This is a genomic window from Tabrizicola sp. T74 (assembly GCF_057219935.1).
In genome coordinates this window covers 369970-390270 of record NZ_JBXVVT010000002.1, presented here as the reverse complement: position 1 = coordinate 390270, position 20301 = coordinate 369970, and the positions used below count along the sequence as shown (strand labels likewise).

At 65.4% G+C, this 20301-nt stretch carries 16 protein-coding genes; 12 read left to right on the top strand and 4 right to left on the bottom strand.

The window, feature by feature from the left end; all coding sequences use genetic code 11:
- Positions 1 to 10: 10 nt before the first annotated feature.
- Positions 11 to 976 carry an AraC-like ligand-binding domain-containing protein gene (locus tag AC2EAL_RS08595; RefSeq protein WP_484723782.1) on the bottom strand — a complete coding sequence of 322 codons (966 nt, stop codon included), beginning with the start codon at positions 974 to 976 and terminating at the stop codon, positions 11 to 13.
- A 245-nt stretch (positions 977 to 1221) separates the two neighbouring features.
- Between AC2EAL_RS08595 and capB the strand changes: the two genes are divergently transcribed.
- The 8 genes from capB to AC2EAL_RS08555 all read left to right on the top strand — a co-directional run bounded on the left by capB (position 1222) and on the right by AC2EAL_RS08555 (position 10297).
- The gene (gene capB / locus AC2EAL_RS08590; protein ID WP_484723781.1) at positions 1222 to 3006 is read left to right on the top strand and encodes a caprolactamase subunit beta; all 1785 of its coding nucleotides are present in this window, start codon (positions 1222 to 1224) and stop codon (positions 3004 to 3006) included.
- A gap of 12 nt (positions 3007 to 3018) precedes the next feature.
- Entirely contained in the window at positions 3019 to 5109 is a 2091-nt protein-coding gene (capA, locus tag AC2EAL_RS08585; protein WP_484723780.1) for a caprolactamase subunit alpha, read from the top strand.
- The gene (locus AC2EAL_RS08580; RefSeq protein WP_484723779.1) at positions 5106 to 5870 is read left to right on the top strand and encodes an ABC transporter ATP-binding protein; all 765 of its coding nucleotides are present in this window, start codon (positions 5106 to 5108) and stop codon (positions 5868 to 5870) included. Before capA ends, AC2EAL_RS08580 begins: the two co-directional genes overlap by 4 nt.
- Positions 5867 to 6601, top strand: coding sequence for an ABC transporter ATP-binding protein (locus AC2EAL_RS08575; protein ID WP_484723778.1), 735 nt, complete (start codon positions 5867 to 5869; stop codon positions 6599 to 6601). Before AC2EAL_RS08580 ends, AC2EAL_RS08575 begins: the two co-directional genes overlap by 4 nt.
- Complete coding sequence (locus AC2EAL_RS08570) at positions 6601 to 7515, top strand: branched-chain amino acid ABC transporter permease (protein WP_484723777.1); 915 nt, start codon at positions 6601 to 6603, stop codon at positions 7513 to 7515. Before AC2EAL_RS08575 ends, AC2EAL_RS08570 begins: the two co-directional genes overlap by 1 nt.
- Entirely contained in the window at positions 7515 to 8612 is a 1098-nt protein-coding gene (locus AC2EAL_RS08565) for a branched-chain amino acid ABC transporter permease (RefSeq protein ID WP_484723776.1), read from the top strand. The genes AC2EAL_RS08570 and AC2EAL_RS08565 overlap by 1 nt, the downstream gene beginning before the upstream one ends.
- Positions 8612 to 9790 carry an ABC transporter substrate-binding protein gene (locus tag AC2EAL_RS08560; protein ID WP_484723775.1) on the top strand — a complete coding sequence of 393 codons (1179 nt, stop codon included), beginning with the start codon at positions 8612 to 8614 and terminating at the stop codon, positions 9788 to 9790. Before AC2EAL_RS08565 ends, AC2EAL_RS08560 begins: the two co-directional genes overlap by 1 nt.
- 63 nt (positions 9791 to 9853) lie before the next feature.
- Entirely contained in the window at positions 9854 to 10297 is a 444-nt protein-coding gene (locus tag AC2EAL_RS08555; protein WP_484723774.1) for a GNAT family N-acetyltransferase, read from the top strand.
- A 39-nt stretch (positions 10298 to 10336) separates the two neighbouring features.
- Here AC2EAL_RS08555 and AC2EAL_RS08550 read toward each other — a convergent pair whose 3' ends face one another.
- Together AC2EAL_RS08550 and torT are read right to left on the bottom strand one after the other, a co-directional pair.
- Positions 10337 to 11002 carry a nuclear transport factor 2 family protein gene (locus AC2EAL_RS08550; RefSeq protein WP_484723773.1) on the bottom strand — a complete coding sequence of 222 codons (666 nt, stop codon included), beginning with the start codon at positions 11000 to 11002 and terminating at the stop codon, positions 10337 to 10339.
- 412 nt (positions 11003 to 11414) lie between these two features.
- A complete protein-coding gene (torT, locus tag AC2EAL_RS08545; protein WP_484723772.1) occupies positions 11415 to 12491 on the bottom strand; it encodes a TMAO reductase system periplasmic protein TorT in 1077 nt (358 codons plus the stop codon).
- A gap of 65 nt (positions 12492 to 12556) precedes the next feature.
- On the opposite strand from torT, the gene AC2EAL_RS08540 reads away from it, so the two are divergent.
- The gene (locus tag AC2EAL_RS08540; RefSeq protein WP_484723771.1) at positions 12557 to 15415 is read left to right on the top strand and encodes an ATP-binding protein; all 2859 of its coding nucleotides are present in this window, start codon (positions 12557 to 12559) and stop codon (positions 15413 to 15415) included.
- Here AC2EAL_RS08540 and AC2EAL_RS08535 read toward each other — a convergent pair.
- Positions 15396 to 16097 (bottom strand): response regulator, encoded by a 702-nt coding sequence (locus AC2EAL_RS08535; RefSeq protein ID WP_484723770.1) that lies wholly within the window; start codon positions 16095 to 16097, stop codon positions 15396 to 15398. The genes AC2EAL_RS08540 and AC2EAL_RS08535 overlap by 20 nt on opposite strands.
- Before the next feature lie 181 nt (positions 16098 to 16278).
- Between AC2EAL_RS08535 and AC2EAL_RS08530 the strand changes: the two genes are divergently transcribed.
- From AC2EAL_RS08530 to AC2EAL_RS08520, 3 genes are all read left to right on the top strand, one after another.
- A complete protein-coding gene (locus AC2EAL_RS08530) occupies positions 16279 to 17220 on the top strand; it encodes an ABC transporter substrate-binding protein (RefSeq protein ID WP_484723769.1) in 942 nt (313 codons plus the stop codon).
- An 81-nt stretch (positions 17221 to 17301) separates the two neighbouring features.
- Positions 17302 to 18324 (top strand): quaternary amine ABC transporter ATP-binding protein, encoded by a 1023-nt coding sequence (locus AC2EAL_RS08525; protein ID WP_484723768.1) that lies wholly within the window; start codon positions 17302 to 17304, stop codon positions 18322 to 18324.
- Complete coding sequence (locus AC2EAL_RS08520) at positions 18321 to 20273, top strand: ABC transporter permease (RefSeq protein WP_484723767.1); 1953 nt, start codon at positions 18321 to 18323, stop codon at positions 20271 to 20273. Before AC2EAL_RS08525 ends, AC2EAL_RS08520 begins: the two co-directional genes overlap by 4 nt.
- Positions 20274 to 20301: the final 28 nt, after the last annotated feature.

The following is a 20301-nucleotide window of genomic DNA, read 5'->3' as shown; positions in this document are numbered from 1 at the left end:
AAGACGCCCGTCAGGGCTGATGGGCGGCCCCCGAACCGTGGACGCGCGCCTCTTTCGGCGTCACCCCGAACCGCCCCCGGAACGCACGGGAAAACTGTGCCTGGTCGGTGAAGCCCCGGGCATAGGCGATCTCGCCGATGGCGCGGCGGTCGGACGGGTTGCGCAAATCCTCCATCGCCGCCGCCAGCCGGGTGTCGCGGATCCACTGACCCAGCGTCTGGTTCGTGTCGCGCAACAGCTCGTGCAGATAGCGCAGCGAGATGCCGCAGCCTGCCGCCACAGTCTCGGGGCCAAGATCGGGGTCGTCGATATGGCGGCGCACAAAGCTTTCGATCCGCGCCAGATGCGCCGCCCGCACCGTGGACGCCCCCGAGGTCAGCACCCGTTCATCCGACTGGATCGCCAGCGCCAGCAGATCGACCAGCTGTCGGCCCACGATAGCGCGGGTCTCCTCGGTCATCGCGTCATAGCGCTGCGGGATCAGGTGGACCATATCGACGAAAAGGCCGTTCGCCCCGTTCGTCGCATCGAACTGCAGCGAACAGAACCGGTCCGGCGCGCGGATGCGGCCGCCCAGCATGTCCTTGGACAGCTTCATCACCCAAAGGTCCGCCGCTTCGGCATGGCTGAACTCGTAGGGCTCATGGCTGCGTTCCAGGAAGAAGGCACCGGGATTGGCCCGCACTTCGCGGCCCCCCTGGACAAAGCGGACCTCGGACTTGGCGGGCAGCGTGACCAGAAACTCCTCTGGCCCCGGTTCGCGGAAATGCCTTGGCAGCCGGCGGTAGAGCAGTGCGTCCGAGGTCAGGCGCGACAACGAAACCTCGCCCAGGTCCCAGCTGGTCAGCTCACCGTCAAAGGCCTCGGGGCGCGGAAACGTCAGGTCAAGCGGGAAGTAGGCGCGCGCGATGGTGTCGTGCCAGTGCCGACTGCGCGCCTCCTGGGCGACACCGCGGGTGGTAATGGTGCTTTTCATCGCCTCGGCCCCTGTTCCACCCATCTGGCCACGCCCCCCCGAGTCGGACAAGCCGCCATTTGGCCCGACTGCACGGAAACACAAAAGGCAGCGCACCGGGTGCAAAGACCGCCCCGCCCCGCCGCCGCTAGGCTTTCCCGATCAACGGCGCAACAGACGCCGCGCGACAGGGAGACCATGCCATCTGACCGGGCCATCAGCCCGACCGGCGCCCTTTTGCGCGGCCCCTATCGGAGGGCTTCGTAGTGGCAAAGGCAGCAAGACGGAAAGTTGAGGTCGACCCCATCACCCTGTCGGTGGTGCGGGGCATCCTGGAAACCACGCAGCGCGAAATGACGCTGTCCCTGGAAAAGACCGCGCGATCCAGCGTGTTCAACCTGGCGCATGACTATTCCACCGCGCTCTTCAATCACCGGCCCGAGATGATCCTGCAGGGGCAGGACATCCCGATCCATCTGGGCAGCCTGATCCCGGCGATGAAGGTGGTGGCAAAGTACTTCGAGGGCGACATCCACGAAGGCGATCTCATTATCCACAACGACCCGGCCTGGGGCGGCAGCCACGCTATCGACACCTGCTTCTACAAACCCGTCTTCTGGCGTGGCAAGCTTAAGTACTGGACCGTGTGCAAGGGCCACCTGACCGATGTGGGCGGCCCGGTTCCGGCGGGCTACAACCCGAACGCCAAGGAAATCTATGCCGAATGCCTGCGCATCCCGCCGGTCAAGGTCTGGGATCGGGGCCAGCCGCGCAAGGATGTGCTGAACTTCATCCTGACCAACATGCGTGCCCGCCGCGACCAGGAGGGTGACTTCAACGCGCTGATCGGCGCCTGCCAGGTCGGCGAACGCGCGCTGATCGCGATGCTGGAGAAATACGGCGAAGAGCAGGTCGATGCCTGCATCGAGATGCTTCTCGACATGGCCGAACGCCAGATGCGCGGCTTGATCGCGGGCGTGCCGGACGGCACCTACGAAGGCATGGCGATCCTGGAAGACGCGGGCCACGGCTACGGCGATTTCGAGATCAAGGCGACCGTCACGATCAAGGGTGACAGCTGCCACATCGCCATCTCCTCGCCGCCGCAGATCCCCTATTTCATCAACAGCTACGAGGGGAACAGCCACTCGGGCGTCTACCTGGGCCTGATGATGTTCGCCCAGCTGCCGCCCCCCTACAACGAGGGGCTTTACCGCTGCGTCAGCGTCGATTTCGGCCCCAAGGGCACGATCTGCAACGCCGCCGAACCCGCGCCGCACATGAACTGCACGACGACGCCGATGGAGACGCTGACCGACGCCGTGCGGCTCGCGTTCGAAAAGGCGGTCCCCTCTAAGGTCTCGGCGTCCTGGGGTCACGCCAACGGCCTCAACATCGCGGGCTGGGACAAGCGGCACAACGAGGAATATGTGACGATGGTTCTGGCCACCATCATCTCGGGCGCCGGGGCCACCCCGTCCCAGGACGGCTGGCACGCCTGCGGCCCGGAATGCTGCTTCGGCGCGCTGACATCCGGTGACGTGGAACTGCTGGAATACAGCTACCCGATCATCATCCACCGCTATTCTCTGATGACCGACTCTGGCGGCGCCGGGAAGTTCCGTGGCGGATCGGGCACTGCCTGGGAAGTGGAGCCGCTGAACGACGACATGACCTTCATCACCTTCGGCGAAGGCCGCCGCATCCCGGCAGTGGGCGCGGCGGGTGCGGCGTCGACGATGATCGACACCAAGGTCGGCCGTCTGGAACTGGTGGAAGGCGACCGGCAGGAAACCATCCGCGAGAACGTCATCAAGGTCATCAAGCCCGGCGACCGCATCACCAACATGAACCCCGGCGGCGGCGGCTATGGCAACCCGATGGACCGGGCCGTCGAAAAGGTCGTCTGGGACGTCAGGAACGGCCTCGTCTCGATCGCCGGCGCAAAGGAGGACTACGGCGTCATCATCACCAACCCTGCCACGCTCGACGTGGACATGACGGCAACCGAAGCCCTGCGTGCGCGTCGTCGCGCCGTGGCTGCGAAATAGGGGGGCGGGGCGATGAAATCCGATTACCGACTGGGCATCGACGCGGGCGGCACCTTCACCGACTTCGTGCTGGCCGACCGCAAGGGGCAGGTAAAGCTCTACAAGGCGCTCTCCACCCCGCAGGACCCGACGCTCGCCATCCGCAACGGCCTCCAGCTGATTTCCGAGGATCTGGGGGTCAGCCCGGAATCCGTCGTCTCGAACTGCGATCTCTGCATCAACGGCACCACCGTCGGCCTGAACGCGCTGATCCAGCACAAAGGCGCAAAGACCGGGCTGATCTGTACCGCCGGGCATGAGGACAGCCTGGAAATCCGCCTGGGCCATAAGGAAGACGGCTACCGCTACGACGCCGACTACCCGCCCGCTACCATGCTGGTGCCGCGCTACCTGCGACGGGGCGTGCGCGAACGGGTGCTGTCCGACGGCAACGTGCGGGAACCCCTGAACGAAGCCGACGTCCGCGCCGCCTGTGAGCTGTTCAAGGCTGAAGGCGTGGAAACCGTGGCGATCAGTTTCGTCTGGTCCGTCCTGCATCCGGGTCACGAAACCCGCGCCGCGGACATCGTACGCCAGATGCTGCCGGGCGTGATCCTGACCGTGGGGTCAGAGCTTTACCCCCAGGTCCGCGAATACACCCGCACCTCGACCGCCGTGGTCAACGCCTACCTTGCACCGATCATGAAACGCTATGTCGACGCGGTCGACAGCTACTTCCGTTCGCTCGGCGCGAAACAGCCCGTCCGCTACTACCAGTCGAACGGTGGCCTCGCCATCGGCCAGGCGATGACCGACCGCTCGGTCTATGCCATCAATTCCGGCCCCGCCTCGGCCCCGGCTGCCGGGCAATATGTCTGCGAACCCTTCGGCAAGAAGGACGTGATCACCGTCGACATGGGCGGCACCTCCTTCGACATCACGCTGACCAAGGACGGCAGCACGAACATCAACAAGAACATCGACTTCCTGCGCTACCGCATCGGCGTGCCGATGATCCAGGTCGAAACGCTCGGCGCAGGCGGCGGGTCGATCGGCTGGATCGACGAGATGGGCCTGATGCAGATGGGCCCGCAATCGGCGGGATCTGACCCGGGGCCCGCCTGCTATGGCCAGGGCGGCAAACTGCCCACCGTGTCGGACGCGAACCTTGTCCTCGGCTACCTCAACCCTGACGGACTCGTAGGAGGCCGCCTGCCGCTCGACGCCGCGAAAGCGCATCAGGCGATCAAGACCCACCTCGCCGATCCCTTGAAGATGAGCGTCGAACGCGCCGCCTATGGCATGTTCACCATCGTCAACGCCAACATGGTCAACGGCATCCGCCGGGTGACGGTGGAACGCGGCTACGACCCGCGCGACTTCGTGCTGGTCGGTGCCGGGGGAGCCACAGCCGCGCATATCACCGCGCTGGCCGACGCGATGGGGACCCAGACCATCGTCCTGCCGAAACTGGCCTCGGGCCTGTGCGCCTTTGGCCAGATCATCAGTGACGTCAAGTATAACTACATGGCCACCGCGCCCCTGCGGCTGGACAACGACGCGGCTTATGCCCGGATTGACGAGCTCTTCGGCCAGATCGAGGCCCAGGGGATCGGCCATCTGAAATCCGATGGCTTCAAGGGCCGCGACATCGTCGTCAAGCGCAGCCTCGACATGCGATATGTCGGCCAAGTGCATGAATGTACGGTGGAAATCGGCACCTTCAAGGTCGACGCAAAGTCCATCGGCAAGGTGAAAGAGGCGTTCCACAAACGGCACAAGGAGCTTTACACCTACGCCGAACCCGCCTCGACCGTCGAAGTGGTGAACATCGAAAGCACGCTTTACGGCGTGGTCGACAAGCCCGCCCGCATGTCCATCGGCAAGGGCGACAACCCCGCCAAGGCACTGAAGGGGTACCGCGACGCGGTCTTCAGCGCCGATGGCAAGCGGGTCAGAACGCCGATCTACGACGGCACGCCCTTGGGCGCCGGGGCCACGATCAAGGGCCCCGCCGTGATCGAGGAAGTCACCACCACCATCGTCATCGAACCGGGCTGGACCGCCCGGCTGGATGCCAGTGGCTCCTACCTCATCACCCGCGACCGGAAAGGAGCGAGATGACCGCGCTGACCGCTGACAAGGTATCGGTCGCTTTCGCCGGGCTGCGCGCCCTGTCGGACGTCGACCTGTCGGTCGAACCCGGCCGGATCGTCGGGCTGATCGGCCCGAACGGCGCGGGGAAGACCACCCTTGTCAACGTGCTGACCGGCTTTCAGGCCGCAACCGAGGGCTCTGTCCAGCTGGACGGGCAAAGCCTTCTCGGCCTGAAACCGCATCAGCTGCGCCGCCGTGGCATCGCCCGCACGTTCCAAGGCGGGCGGCTCTTCCGCGACCTTTCGGTCATCGACAACCTTGAAGTGACCGGCGTGGGCCTCGGCCAAAGCCGCGCCGCCGCCATCGCCGAGGCCGAGGCGATGCTGGACTGGGTCGGCATCGCACCCCTGGCCGACCGTATCGCCGGGACCCTGCCCTACACCGACGAACGCCGCGTCGCCATCGGCCGGGCGCTGATGGGCGCGCCACGCTTCCTTTTGCTGGACGAACCCGCCGCCGGGATGTCCGCGCAAGAGGCCTCCGACCTCTCCGCCCTCGTCCGCCGCATCGCGCGCGAACGCGGGATCGGGGTCCTGCTGATCGAACACAATGTCGGGCTGGTGCTGGGCCTCTGCGACCACATCGTCGTCCTCGATTCCGGCGCGGTGATCGAGACCGGCCCCCCCGCCGCCATCCGCGACAGCGAGAAGGTGCGTCACGCCTATATGGGCACTGCAGCCGATACCAACCTCCCGATCCTCGAAGCCGGGCTGGAGGTGCAGGGATGAGCCTTCTGTCCCTCTCCAACATCTCGGTCCGCTATGGGCGGCTGACGGCGGTACGGGGTGTCACCTTCACGCTGGCCGAGGGCGAGATCCTGTTCATCACCGGGCCGAACGGGGCGGGCAAGTCCAGCCTTCTGCGCGCCATTGCCGGGGTCACGCCGCCCGCCGGGGGCCGGGTGGACTTTGCCGACCGCGACATCACCGGCCAGGCACCCGAAGACATCGCCCGGCTTGGCCTGTCGATGGTCCCCGAGGGCCGCGACGTCTTCGGCTCGCTCACCATCGAGGAAAACCTGCTGGTCGGAACCGGCATGCACGCAGGCGCCCGCGGCTGGCGTGCCCGCGCCGCGACCGAGCTTGAGGCCGTCTACGCCACCTTCCCGATCCTGAAGGACCGCCGCCATTCGCAGGCCGGGCTTCTGTCGGGCGGCCAGCAGCAGATGCTGGTCATCGGGCGGGCCTTGATGACGACGCCTCGCCTTGTCGCCATCGACGAACCCTCTCTGGGCCTTGCGCCGAACATAACCGACCAGGTCTACGAACGACTGATCGCCCTTCGCGCCGAACGCAAGCTTACGCTGCTCATCGTCGAACAGTCCTCGACCCGCGCGATGATGGTCGGCGGGCGGATGATGCTGATGCGCGGCGGCGAGATCCTGCTGGATGGCGACGCGCGTGCGCTTGGCCAGTCCGAGGCGATGCAGGCCGCCTATTTCGGATACGGAGAGCACTGATGGGATCGCTCCTCCAGGTCGTCTTCGACGCGCTCTCGCTCGGCTCGCTCTATGCGCTCGGGGCGCTGGGGATCGCGCTGATCTTCGGCGTCATGCGGCTGGTCAACTTCGCCCATGGCGACGTCATCGCCTTCTGCGTCTTCGCGCTTCTCTGGCCCTCGGTCGACGCGGTGGCGATCATCTTTGCCGGCAACCTGCCCTGGTATCTGCTGATCCCCTTCACGCTGGCCATCGGCGCGGGCCTGTCGGTCCTGTCCGAGGCCCTGGTCTTCCGCCGGTTCCGCCGGGCGAACCCGGCCACGATGATGATCGCGTCCTTCGCCCTCGGCTTCGTGATCCGCTACTTCCTTCTGATGCTGTTCTCCTCGCGGCCGAAAAGCATCTCGCTTCTGCCCGAACTGTCCCAGCCGGTCGAGATCCTGGGCGCCCGCATTCCCCTTTTGCAGCTCATCACCATCCTCGTGACCATCGCGGTCCTGATCGGGCTGACCGCTTTCCTGCGCCGCACGCGCTTTGGCCTGGAAATGCGCGCGGCGGCGGAAAACTTCACCATGGCCCGCATGCTGGGCGTCCGGGCGAACCGGGTCATCATGGGGGCCTTCGCGCTGTCGGGGGCGCTGGCCGCAGCCATCGCGCTGATCCTCGGGTCGCAGACCGGCACCGCGAACATCATGATGGGCGCGAATGTCATGCTGATGGCGTTCATCGCCACCGTGATCGGCGGCATGGGCTCGCTGGCTGGAGCAGTGCTCGCCGGGTTCCTCCTCGGCGCCGTCGCCACCGTGATGCAGGTCGTCCTGCCGCCCGATGCCCGCGCCTTCCGTGATGCCTTCGTCTATGGCGCCGTGATCCTGGTCCTGATCTTCCGCCCGCAAGGCCTCCTGTCGGCCCGCGGCACGAAGGAGCGCGTGTGATGCCCTCCTCTGTCGCCCGCCGCACCATTGCCACCCCCCTGCTGCTGGCCCTTCTCCTCGTCGCCTTCGCGCTTCTGGCCTGGGCCGTGGGGTCGCGGCCGTTCAACCAGACCGTCATCGACATCTTCCTAAAGGTCATCTTCGCGGTCGGCCTCTGGGTCTTCATCGGCAATTCCGGCGTCATCTCCTTTGGCCACATCGCCTTTGCCTGTCTCGGCGGCTATGTCGCGGCCTGGACCACGATCAAGCCGATGCTCAAGGGCACCTCGATGCCCGGCCTGCCCGACTGGCTGATGCAGACCGAGATCCCCTACTGGGCCGCCGCCGCCGTCGGTGCGGGATGGGCCGCCCTCTGGGCACTGATCTTCGGCGCCGTCCTGATGCGCCTGTCCGGCATCGCCGCCTCGATCGCGACCTTTGCCATGCTGGCCATGGTGAACTCGATTTACTCAAACTGGGACAGCGTCACCGCCGCCACCTCCTCGGTCGTGGGCATCCCCATCATCCGCACCGTCTGGCCCTACATGGCGGCTGCGATCCTGGCGGTCGTCGTGGCCTGGGCCTACGGCATCTCGCGCTATGGCCTGGCTCTCAGGGCTGCACGGGACGAGCCGACGGCCGCCGCAGCCAGCGGCATCGACATTCCCCGGATGCGGCTGATCGCCTTCGTCGTGTCCGGCGCGATCATGGGCATGGGCGGCGCGCTTTACGCCCATTCCATCGGCATCGTCACCCCCGACACCTTCTACCTGGGCCTGACCTTCATCACCCTCTCGATGCTGGTGGTGGGGGGCATGTCCACCCTTTCGGGCGCCGTCCTTGGCGTCCTGATCCTGTCCAGCCTGATTCAGGTCCTGCGCTGGCTCGAGGCCGGCGTGCCCGTCGGCGACACCACTTTTGCCCTGCCCGGCGGCGTCCAGGAAATCGCCCTGGGCGTCGTGATGATCCTCATCCTCATGTTCCGGCCGTCCGGGATCATGGGCAACAAAGACCTGACCCTGCCCCGGCGCACAAGGCCGCGTGCAGGGGCAGAAGACCCGGGCCGCACCGGCCCCACCAACGAACCCGACACCCGACCCAACAAGGAGACGACGTGATGAAAAGATTTCTGACCGCGCTTGCCGCGACCACCTGCCTCACCGCCCCGGCCCTCGCCGACGACGAACGCATCGTCGTGGGCTTCGCCACGGCCGAAACCGGCTTCATGCAGGCCTATGACAAGCCCGCCCAGGATGCCGCCATGATCCGCATCGCCGAGATCAACGCGGCGGGCGGCCTGCTGGGCAAGCAGATCGAGGTCGTGAACGCCGACACCAAGACCGACCGCGCCGAGGGTGCCAAGGCGGGCCTCTCGGTCATCGACCAAGGGGCCGACCTGGTCGTGGTCAGCTGCGACTACGACTTCGGCTCTCCGGCAGCCCTTGCCGCCGAAAGCTCGGGCCTTGTGTCGTTCTTCCTCTGCGCGGAGTCGATCAAGGCCGGCATCCAGGGCGTCGGCCCCTATTCCTTCTCGGCCTCGGTCCTGGCCGCCGTGCAGGGCGCGACCATGGCCGAATGGTCCTACAACAAGAAGGAAGCCCGGACCTACTACCGGCTTCTCGACACCTGGACCGAATACAACAAGGGCATCTGCGACGGCTTCGACTGGATGCTGCCGCAACTCGCGGACGCCAAACTGGTGGGCGAGGACACCTTCCTGAACGAGGACGCCTCGATCGCCGCGCAGATCACCCGGATCAAGGCCCTCCCGGAAGAGCCCGACGCCATCATGCTCTGCACGATGATGCCGGGCGCGGTTTCGGCCATCAAGCAGATCCGCGCGGCGGGCATCAACTCGATGATCCTGAACGGCTCGGGCGTGGACGGGTCCTACTGGCTGTCGGCGGTGCCGGACCTGTCGAACTTCTTCGTCCCCGTCCAGGGCTCGATCTACGGCGATGACCCGAACCCCGATGTCACCGCCTTCAACGCCAAGTACAAGGAAGTGACCGGGGGCGATCCGTCCACCCAGTATGTGTACCCGGGCTATGTGATGATCGACGTCTGGGCCAAGGCAGTGGAACGTGCCGGCACGACCGAGGCCTCGGCCGTGGTCGCAGAGCTTGAGAAGATGAACGGCGAGCCCACGCTCTTTGGCCCGCGCACCTTCACTCCGGAAATCCACCACCAGAATCAGGCGCGCTACCTGATCGTCGAAACCAACGCGGGCAAGCCCGGCGTGGTGGATGAATGGACGATCTCGGCACCCATTCCGGTTGCTGACCTGATGAAGTAAGCCTGACCGCCAGGCAAGGCCGGTCCCTCGCAAGCGGGGCCGGCATCAATACCCGGAGGCCCAATGTCCGACGTCACGATCCGCCCGCTGGTTGCCGCTGATGAAACCGACTGGCGCAGGCTGTGGACCGGCTATCTCGACTACTACGAGACGAAGGTCCCCGAGGCGGTCTATGCCAGCACCTTCGCCCGCCTTCTGGGCAAGGACCCGCAGGATTTCAACGGCTTCATCGCCCATGTCGACGGTCAGGCCATGGGGTTGACCCATTATCTCTTCCACCGCCACTGCTGGAAGATCGAGAACGTCTGCTATCTGCAGGACCTATACGTCGACCCGGCGGCCCGCGGCACCGGCCTTGGGCGCAAGCTGATCGAGGCGGTCTATGCGGCAGCGGACGCGAACGGCACGCCCGCGGTCTACTGGCTGACGCAGGATTTCAACGCAACCGGGCGGCGGCTTTATGACCGGATCGGCAAGCTGACCCCCTTCATCCGCTACACCCGCTGACCGACACGACCTGTCGTCGACAAATCCCGGCCCGGCCGGTCAGCCGCGCGCCTTACGGTAGCTGTCCTTGAGGGCAATCAGATCGCCGTCGAAGGCAAAGATATCGCAGCCCCGCACATCCACCGTCGCGCCCTCGCGCGTCGTCCCACGGAAACGCCAGGTCGATAGCCCGGTGTCGCCTGACACATGATGCGCGCCCTCGCCCCACTCCGCCTTCGGGAAGGTCTCGAAGATCGCCGCATAGGCCGCGCGGACAGCATCGCGGCCCCGATGTCCCTTGCCTTCGACGCCCGGCCCGGCCGCCGCGTGAAAGGCGCAGTCCTCGGCCATGCAGGCCATCAGCCCGTCCAGATCCCTTGCATTGAATGCCTCCATCAGACGCTGCATCGTCTCCTGACGCCTGTGGGATAGTGCGTCATCCAGAACCTCGATCTCCAGGAAGGCGAGCGGGTCCGTGGCGGAACCATTGGTGACGTTGTGTTCCACACCGGTGCGGCGGGAATAGGGAACACCATGCTTGAGCTGCGCTTGGGCCTGCTGGCCGTCGGGAAGGTCCAGCTTCAGGGTCCCGTCCGTCAACGGCACGATGACGTAGTCATGGCCATGCCGGTGCCATCCTGTTTCTGCCCCCGGAGAAAAGCGCCATTCGGTGACCACGAAGCGGTCATCTTCGATATGAACGATCGGTTCGGCCTTTGCCGGCATCTGCCTTACTCCCTGAACACTTACGCCAAGAGAATAAGCCACTCTCGCGGGGTCGCACATTGAAATCGACGCTCGGGCGCTGTCAGGTCCTGCGGGCGATGGTCAAGCGTGTCAGACTGCCCGACATGGAAGGCACGCCCTTCCGACTATGGAGCGCAGCCATTGATGTGCTTCGCGGGACGTTGATCTGGCAAGAGGTCGCCCAGTCGGCGCTGAGACCGAAAGACGCTTTGGTCTGTTGCATCACTAGGTCATCAATCACCGCACGATCTCAAACAAGATGTGGGCGACCGCGCTGCTGGAAGGCGCCCTGCCGCCCGTCTCAGGTGGTGATCAAGAGCCGCTCCGGCGTGTGAACTGCGACACATCGCTTCTGGTGGCCAACAACTCTTGATTGGAGATTTGCGCGTCCTCAAGGGCCTGCGCCAGAGTCGATGTTTGCCTCCATCGAGAAGACCGGGACAAAACTTGCCGGGGCGAGCGACTCCTTGATGACTTCGACGCCTACGCTGTCTGGGGTCACCGTCCAGACGGGCGGTCCTGCATGACGGGTCGCAAGGGAGTCCTCCAGCGAACGAACTGCCATCTCGACGGACAGCCGACCCTGCAAGACCGGCGAGTCGGTTGGCGCGGCTAGGATTCTACCGCGCACCACGCCGCGGTAAACCGCATGGCTGAGATAGGTCGAGACGACGCCGATCTTCCCCTCGAGCCCCCGTGCCCGCAGGATCGGAACCGCGGCCTCGGACATCGGTCCGCTGCCGACAAGGTAGTCGATGTCGGGCATCGTTTCGAGCACGTCTTCGACCAACAGGACCTGCTCTTCGGTCCCGGTATCGCCAAAACGGGTCACGACGATACGGGCCGAACTGTCGTCGAGAGCGGCTCGAAACCCGGCCTCGACGAAGGTCACCCAGCCCGCGCCGTACGGACCGGGAAACCAGGCGACGTCGACCGGAGGGCCGCCCTTGGGGTGGCTTTCGGCCAGGTAGCGTCCGGCGGCGGCGCCCATTTCGACCCAGGGGACGCTGGCCTTGGCGGTGATTCCGCTGTCATCGATGTCGTTCACGGCTGCGATCACCGGCTTCAGGCGGGCGATCCGTTCGACTTCGGCGGTAAGGCCGGAATAGGACACCGCGCCCAGGATCACTGCGTCGAATTCCTCGCTGGCGCAGCCTTTCAACTGCTCGATCTGCCGCGACAGGTTGGGGTAGCCCCCGGCCTCGAACACGTCGAAGGCGACGCCCAGGCGACGGGCTTCTTCGACCATGCCGTAGTTCACCGACAGCCAGTAGGCGTCCTTAAGGTGGGGATAAAGGACGCAGAACCGCCAGGGCCGCGCCGCCCGGTCCAGCGCGGCATAGCTCAGCGGCACGGCGGGGCTTGCATCGTCGAACGGGACGGCACGGGCTTCCAGGGTCCAGGTCTCGGCCTGGGCTGAACCGCCAAGAACGGTGGCCAGAATCGCGATCCCAGGCAGCCTGTGCATCCACTCTCCCCTTTCGCGGAATAGGTGATAGCCTGTGCCGCATCACGTGGCATCCGGGGCAAGCCTTGCGGAACTTCGGCACCAAGTCTAGTCTTGGCGGACGGCTTCTCCTGGCGATCGTGCTGATCGCTGGATTTCCGGCCGCGACCGGGGTGCTTGGCTGGTTCGAGTTGAGGGGTGTAGCGGCGAACCAGTCCCGCGTCGTGACCGAGGCGATCCCGGCGATTTCGGAAGTGCGCGGCGTGGCCGAAGAGACGAGCCGCGTGGTCGCCGTCGCGCCAGAACTGGCGGCCGTCGCCGACGAGGCGCAACGGGCCGAGCGGGCGGCGTTCCTGTTCGGTCAGGCTGATGCGTTGCGCGCAAGGCTGCAGCGGCAGGAAGGGATGCCGGATGATGCGCTGGCCAACGCCCTGCGCGCCGAGGAGGTCCTGCGCCATGCCCTGACTGCCATCGATCGCCTGGTGCGGCAGCGGATCAACCTGATTGCCCGACGCGAGGCACAACTGCGCGAAGGGCTGGCGGCGGCGGCGGAGCTGACAGAAATCGCAGATACGCTGGTGGCCAATGCCGAAATGGGAACTTCGGCCGTCATTTCCAGCCTCTACGGCATGGACGGCACCGACACCGCCGATCCCGAAACCCGGCTTGCCACGCTGGACAAGCTGATCGAGGTCGATCTCTTCCAGATGGGCTTGATGTTCGAACTGCGCTCGCACGCCTCTGAGGTGGGTCTTTTGCTGAACCGCGTTGCGGGGGTGCAATCGCAGGCGGACCTTGAGGTGCTGCGCGACGAGTTGGCGGCGCGGGCCAAGGTGATCTCGCGGCGGCTTGACTCGGTGCAGGATCCGCGTCGGGCAGATCGGGTGCGCGTACTATTGCGGGTGATCGGGGCCGCCCCCTCGCCTCCGCCCGAGACCGATGCGATCTTCGAAACGGCCGGCCAGGTCCTGGACGTCACCGAGCGGATCGCGCTGGCGGAAACCGAACTGCGCCGCGCCGCGCTGTCGCTGGAGGCTGCGGCTTCGGCACTCGCCGACCGGATCGAGGCGAATGCGGTGACAGCCGGGCGATCGGCCGAAGAGGCGATCCTGGCGACGCAACGGCTTTATGCCTTTTCGGCGCTTGTCGCGTTGGGGATGTCGCTGGCTGTGCTGTGGTTCTATGTTCGGGGCAACCTGATCCGGCGGCTGGACCTCTTGTCCTTGCGGATGACCGACCTGGCCGAAGGAGCCCTTGGCGACAGGATCACACCGTCGGGAACCGACGAAATCGCAAGGATGGAGGGCGCGGTCGAGGTCTTCCGCCAGCAGGCCATTGCCAACCGCGAACTGGCGGCCGAACGCGAGAGGCACCTGGAAGAACTGCGGCGCCACCGCAGCGAATTGCAAGGGCTGGTGGACGAACAGACCGAGGCGCTGCGCGGAGAGGTCGCCGCGCATGATGCGGCGCGCGACCGGGCCGAGGCAGCGGATCGTGCGAAATCGGAATTCCTGGCGATGATGAGCCACGAAATCCGGACCCCGATGAATGGGGTCCTTGGCATGTTGCGCAACCTGCCTCGGGGGGGGTTGACGCCCGAGCAAGTGGCGCGGCTTGATGCGGCACTGGCTTCGGGCAAGGGATTGATGGGGCTTCTGAACAGCATCCTGGACTACTCCAAGCTGGACCAGGGTCAGACGGCCGGGGAGACGGTTGATTTCGAACTTGCCGAGGCCTTGGGGGACATCGCGCTTTTGATGGCGCCGATGGCCGAGGAGAAGGGCCTGCAGCTGGTGACAAGGATGCCCGAAATGCCTCTGCCGACGCTGCGCGGCGACATGGGAAAGCTGCGGCAGATTTTGTTCAACCTGGTGTCCAACGCGGTGAAGTTCACCGACCGGGGCGAGGTGCGCATTGTTGTAGACGTGCAAGGACCGGTCGATGCCGACCCCCTTCTGCTGCAGTTCACTGTCAGCGACACGGGTCGCGGCATTGCGCCAGAGGCGCTAGAGCGTATCTTCGACGCGTTCCAGCAGGAAGATCCGCAGACGGCTAGAACACATGGTGGAACCGGCCTCGGCCTGTCGATCAGCCGCCGTCTGGCCGGGTTGATGGGCGGTGCGCTGGCCGTGGCAAGCGAAAAGGGCAGGGGGGCGACGTTTACGCTACACCTACCCTTTACCCGGGGTGCGGCGCTGCAGGACACGCCCGCCCAAGGGACCGGCCCCTTGCCCGCGCTGACTGTGCTGGTGGTCGAGGATCATCCGGTGAACCAGGAGGTCGCGGCGGGCTTTCTTTCGGCCTTGGGCCACCGCGCCGTGATTGCCGAAACGGGCGAGGCGGCATTGGATATGGTGGCGGCGGGTGGGTTCGACGCCGTCCTGATGGACGTGAACCTGCCCGGCATCTCGGGGATCGAGACGACGCGGCGGCTGCGCGGGTTGCCAGGACTGGCGGCGCTGCCGGTCATCGGGGTATCGGCCCATGCCCAGCCAGCCGATCTGGCGGCATGTCGGGCGGCCGGGATGGACGAGATCGTGGCAAAGCCTCTGTCGCCCGAGGCGCTGGCCGGGGCGCTGCAGCGGTTGTGCGGTGCGCAGGTGCCCTGGGCGGTGCGCGAGACGCTGGCTGACCTTGGCCCGAAGGCAACGCACGAGCTGGTGGCGCTGATGCTGGCGCGCCTTGGGCCCGAGGTACAGGAACTGGCGGCCGCGCTGCGATCCGGCGATCACACGGAGGTGGATCGCCGCGCGCATCAGTTGAAGGGGGCCGTGGGCAACTTTTCCCTGCTGGAACTTGTCGAGACCCTAGCGTCCTTGGACCGGCAGTCGGACCCTGCGGCGGTCGATCGCCTAATGATTGCAGCCTCCGCGGCTGAACGCGAGCTGACCCGATCGTTGCAGATTCTGGCGGATCAGGACGCCCTCAGGACAGCGGCGCAGTGAAAACATAGCCCTCGCCATGCGAGGTGCCGAAGATGCGCGGCTGTTTTGGGTCGTCGCCGAACTTGGACCTCAGGCGCTTTAGCATCACGTCAACCGTACGTGACCCCGAGTCGCCGTGCCGGTGGGTGATGCTGGCCAAGAGCCTGTCGCGGGACAGGACGATCCCGGGGTTCAGGACGAAGGTCCGCAACAGCTCGTATTCTGCGCGGGTCAGCTGGACCGCCGCACCGTTGTCGGCAGTCACATGGCGGGCGGCGGTATCGAAGGTGAAGCCTGCGAAGTGAACCACGCGACGCGACAGCTGCCGCATCGCCGCCGTCCGCCGCAAAAGGTTCTTGACCCGCGCTAGAAGCTCACGACGATTGAAGGGCTTGCAGACGTAGTCGTCGGCACCAAGCTCCAGACCCACGATCCGGTCCACGTCGTCTGTGCGGCCTGACAGCAGGATGATTCCGATTTCAGACCGCGCCCGCTGTTCGCGGGTGATTTCCAGCCCGTCCTTTCCGGACAGGTTGATGTCCACGATCAGAAGATCTGGGTTGTCCTGCGCCAAGACTCTTTCCGCCGCCTCGGCCCCGGCACATGCGGTGATGCGGTAGCCGAATCCCTCCAGATAGCCGGTTAGCGCGGTGCGGGTCACCGGATCGTCCTCGATCACGACGATATGGGCGGCAGAGGTCATGCGACTCCCCGAAGGCGGCGGGATCTTGTTAACATTTTGTAACAACATTCTCCAGCCCGTTCATGGCTTGGGTCTGACGTGTTCACATCCGGTGCATAACCTTGCCTCTCAGGAAAGCGATCGACTTTCCGGGGAAACGTCGGCGCCGGAGATGGCGCGACATGAACAGGGATCGAAAACCATGCAGACATTGACCAGACTGCTGATTGGCGCGGCGACCTTCGCCTTGGCCGCCCCCGTACTGGCCGAGGATTCGTCCGACCCGATCATCATCCCGACCCACAACTGGTCGAGCCAGATCGTGATGTCGAACGTGGTCGGCCAGATCTTCGAAGGAATGGGCAATTCCGTCGAGTATGTCTCGACCGACAGCCAGGCCGTGTACGAGGCCGTGCGCCTCGGCGATGCCACGCTGGAGCTGGAGGTCTGGGAAGGTGCCTTCGGCAAGTCGTTCCGTGCGGCGCTGGACAAGGGCGGCCTTCATGACGTCACCACCCACGCCGCCATCACCCGCGAAGACTGGTGGTATCCGATGTGGACCAAGGAGGCCTGCCCTGGCTTGCCGGACTGGAAAGCCCTGAACGACTGTGCCGCGCTGTTCGCCACTCCGGAAACCGGTGACAAGGGCCGCTTCCTGGGCGGGCCGGTGGACTGGTTGAAGCATGACCAGGAAAAGGTCGAAGCGCTGGGGATGAACTTCGTCGTTGTGAACGCAGGCTCCGCAGCTGCGCTTTGGGCCGAGATCGCGGCGGCCGAAAAGGACAAGACGCCGATCGTCCTGTTCAACTGGACCCCGAACTTCGCCGAGGCCGTCTGGCCGGGCGAATTTGTAAACTTCCCCGAATGGGAAGACGGCTGCGACGTCGACCCGGCCAAAGGCCCGATCCCGGACAAGGTATTCGACTGCGGCAACCCGGCGGATGGCTACCTTAAGATCGCCGCGTGGGATGGAATGAAGGACAAGTGGCCCAAGGCCTATGCCACGCTGCAGAAGGTGAACTTCACCAACGCCCAGATCGCCGAGATGGCCAAGCTGGTCGACATTGACGGGATGGAACCCGAGGATGCCGCGACCGCCTGGCTGGAAGCGAACGAGGCGGTCTGGAAGCCCTGGACCGAATGATCTCCGGCACCCGTTTCGGGTGAACCACCTTGCCACCCGGGGCTCATTCCCCCCGGGTGGCCCTTTGTATCGGAGGCCCGCATGACCGCAAGCGACACCGTCATTTCCTGTCGGAACGTGTGGAAGGTGTTCGGCGACCACCCTGAACGGCTGCGGTTGGTGCCCACGACTACGGCAGAGGAACTTCGGGCGACAAATCACATTGCCGCCGTGCGCGACGTCTCGTTGGACATCCGTCGCGGAGAGATGCTGGTCGTGATGGGGCTGTCGGGGTCGGGCAAGTCGACGCTGGTGCGCTGCCTGGCGCGGCTACTGGACATCACGGCAGGCACGGTCGAGGTCGAGGGGCGTGATATCGGCAAGCTGTCCGAGGCCGAGCTGATCGAGCTACGCCGCAAGAAGATGGGCATGGTGTTCCAGAGCTTTGGCCTTCTGCCCCACCGCACAGCGCTGGAGAACGTGGCCTTCCCGCTGGAAATGCGTGGGCAGGACCGGCCTTCGCGCATCCAACGGGCGCGCGAGATGCTGGCGCTGGTGGGACTGAAGGGCCGCGAAGGCTATTTCCCGCGCGAGTTGTCAGGCGGCCAGCAGCAGCGTGTGGGCATCGCGCGCAGCCTGGCGGTTGAGCCTGACATCTGGTTCCTGGACGAACCCTTCAGCGCGCTCGATCCCCTGATCCGGCGCGAGATGCAGGACGAGTTTCTGCGCCTGAAAGGAATGCTGCAGAAGACCATCGTCTTCATCACCCACGACTTCGACGAAGCTTTGCGCCTGGCCGACCGCATCGCGATCATGAAGGACGGCGCAGTCGAGCAGATCGACACGCCCGACCGCATCGTCATGGCCCCCGCCACGCCCTATGTCGCCAAGTTCACCGAAAGCATCGACCGCGCGCGGGTGATCCATGCGGGTGCGCTTGCCCTGCCGGTCGAGGGCCGCGCGGTTGAAGGCGAACCGCTTCCGGCGCGCGAAACCCTGCATGCGCTTGCCCGCCGCATCGTGGGCGACAGCCGCGCACTGATCCCGCTGGCGGACCAGGGCCGGATCGCCGGGCTTCTGGACCGCAAGGCGGCGCTCGACCTCATTCTCGGACCGGCGGCATGATGACGGCAACGCTTCCGAACCCTCCACTCCGACTTGACCAGAAACGCATCGCCACCGCGATCCTTCTGGCCGGGCTGGTGCTGGTCGTCTTCCGCGGCGTCCTGCCCGCAGGGCTTGTGCGTCTGCCCGAGGGCATGGTCCTGCCCTTCGCCGACTGGATCAACGCGGTCTTCACCTTCGCCCAAGACGACCTGGGTCTGATGGCCTTCACCCGCGCCTTTTCCGACGTGGTGGAGTTCTGCCTCGATGTCACGGCGAACCTTCTTTACGGCAAGTCGCGTTGGCCGAACGTCGGGCCGATCCCCTGGGTGGTGATCGCTGCGACCGCCGGGATGGCGGGCTATGCCTTGGGAGGTTGGCGGCTGGCGGCGCTGGGGGCGGGGACCTTCGTCTGGATCGCCGTCATGGGCCAGTGGAAATGGGCGATGGAGACGCTGTCGGTCATCGTCGTGGCGGTACCGTTCTCGGTTCTGCTGGGGCTTCTCATGGGCATCCTCGCCTGGCGGTCACGGCTGGCCGAAAGCATCCTGAACCCCATCCTCAACATCGCGCAGTCGCTGCCGCATTTCGCCTACATGATCCCGGTCGTGGTCTTCATCGGTGTCGGCCCCAAGGCGGGGGCCATCGTCACCATCATCTTCTCGGTCCCGCCGATGATCCGGATGACGCTGGTCGGCCTGCGGGCCGTGTCGCCGGAAATCATCGAAAGCGGCAAGATGAGCGGCACCACCCGCTGGCAGCTGATGACGCGCGTCCGCCTGCCCGCCGCGCGGACCGAGATCCTGATCGGCGTGAACCAGGTCATCATGCAAAGCCTTGCCATGGTGGTGCTGGCCAGCTTCATTGGCATGCCGGGGTTGGGGCAGAAGCTGTTGCAACTCCTCCAGGCGCTGAAGATCGGCCTTTCGGTCGAGATCGGCATCACCATCGTCCTTCTGGCTATCGTACTGGATCGGATGTCCAAGGCCTGGGCCATGAAGCAGCCCGAGCATGTGGACGGCCCCTGGCTGCAACGCCATCGCCTGATGGTGATCTGGCTAGGCCTGGTGGCCCTCGGCTTCCTCGCGGCCTGGGCACACCCCTACTTTGCCGAGGTCGAACGGAAACAGGCGCTCAGCATGGCCGCCCCCATCGACGCCGTCGTCGGCGGGTTCATCGACCTGATCGACCCGGTGACCGAATGGCTGCGCTGGTTCCTCATCACCTGGGTCCTGATCCCGCTGCGCGATGCCTTCCTGTGGCTGCCGACCTCGGCCGTCCTCCTTGCGCTGGCGGGTGTCGGCTGGCGGATCGGGGGGCTGCGCTCGGCGCTTGTCTGCCTCGCCTTCGCGCTGCCCATCGCGCTGTCGGGCTGGTGGGACCGGGCCATGATTACCGCCTATACGGTCTTCGTCTCGGTCACCCTTGCCATCGTGATCGGCGTCCCGCTGGGTCTTCTGGGTGCCGCGAACGAGACGCGGGCACGCCGTTTCCTTCTGGTCTGCGACACCGCCCAGACCTTCCCCAGCTTCATCTACCTGATCCCGGTTGTCATGCTGTTCGGCGTGAATGACGTAGCCGTCGTTGCCGCCGTCATGGTTTTCGCCACCGTCCCCATAGTCCGCTACACGATCGAGGGCCTGCGGATGATCCCGCCCGAAATCGTGGAGTCTGCGCAGATGTCCGGGGCAAGCCAAGGCCAGCTGCTGCGCCACGTAAAGCTTCCTCTTGCAATCCCGACGCTGGTCGTGGGTGCCAACCAGTCGATCATGTTCGCTCTCTTCATGGTCATCATCGCGGCCTTCATCGGCACGCAGGACCTGGGGCAAGAGATGCAGCGCGCGCTGTCCTCAACGGATGTCGGCAAAGGTCTGGTCCTTGGCCTGGCGGTCGCCTTCATGGGTCTGATGGCGGACCATCTGTTGCTAAGGTTTGCGCACTCGAAAAGGGACAATCCTGGTCACAGATAACTAAGGTCGGATTGGCCTTTTGGCATCC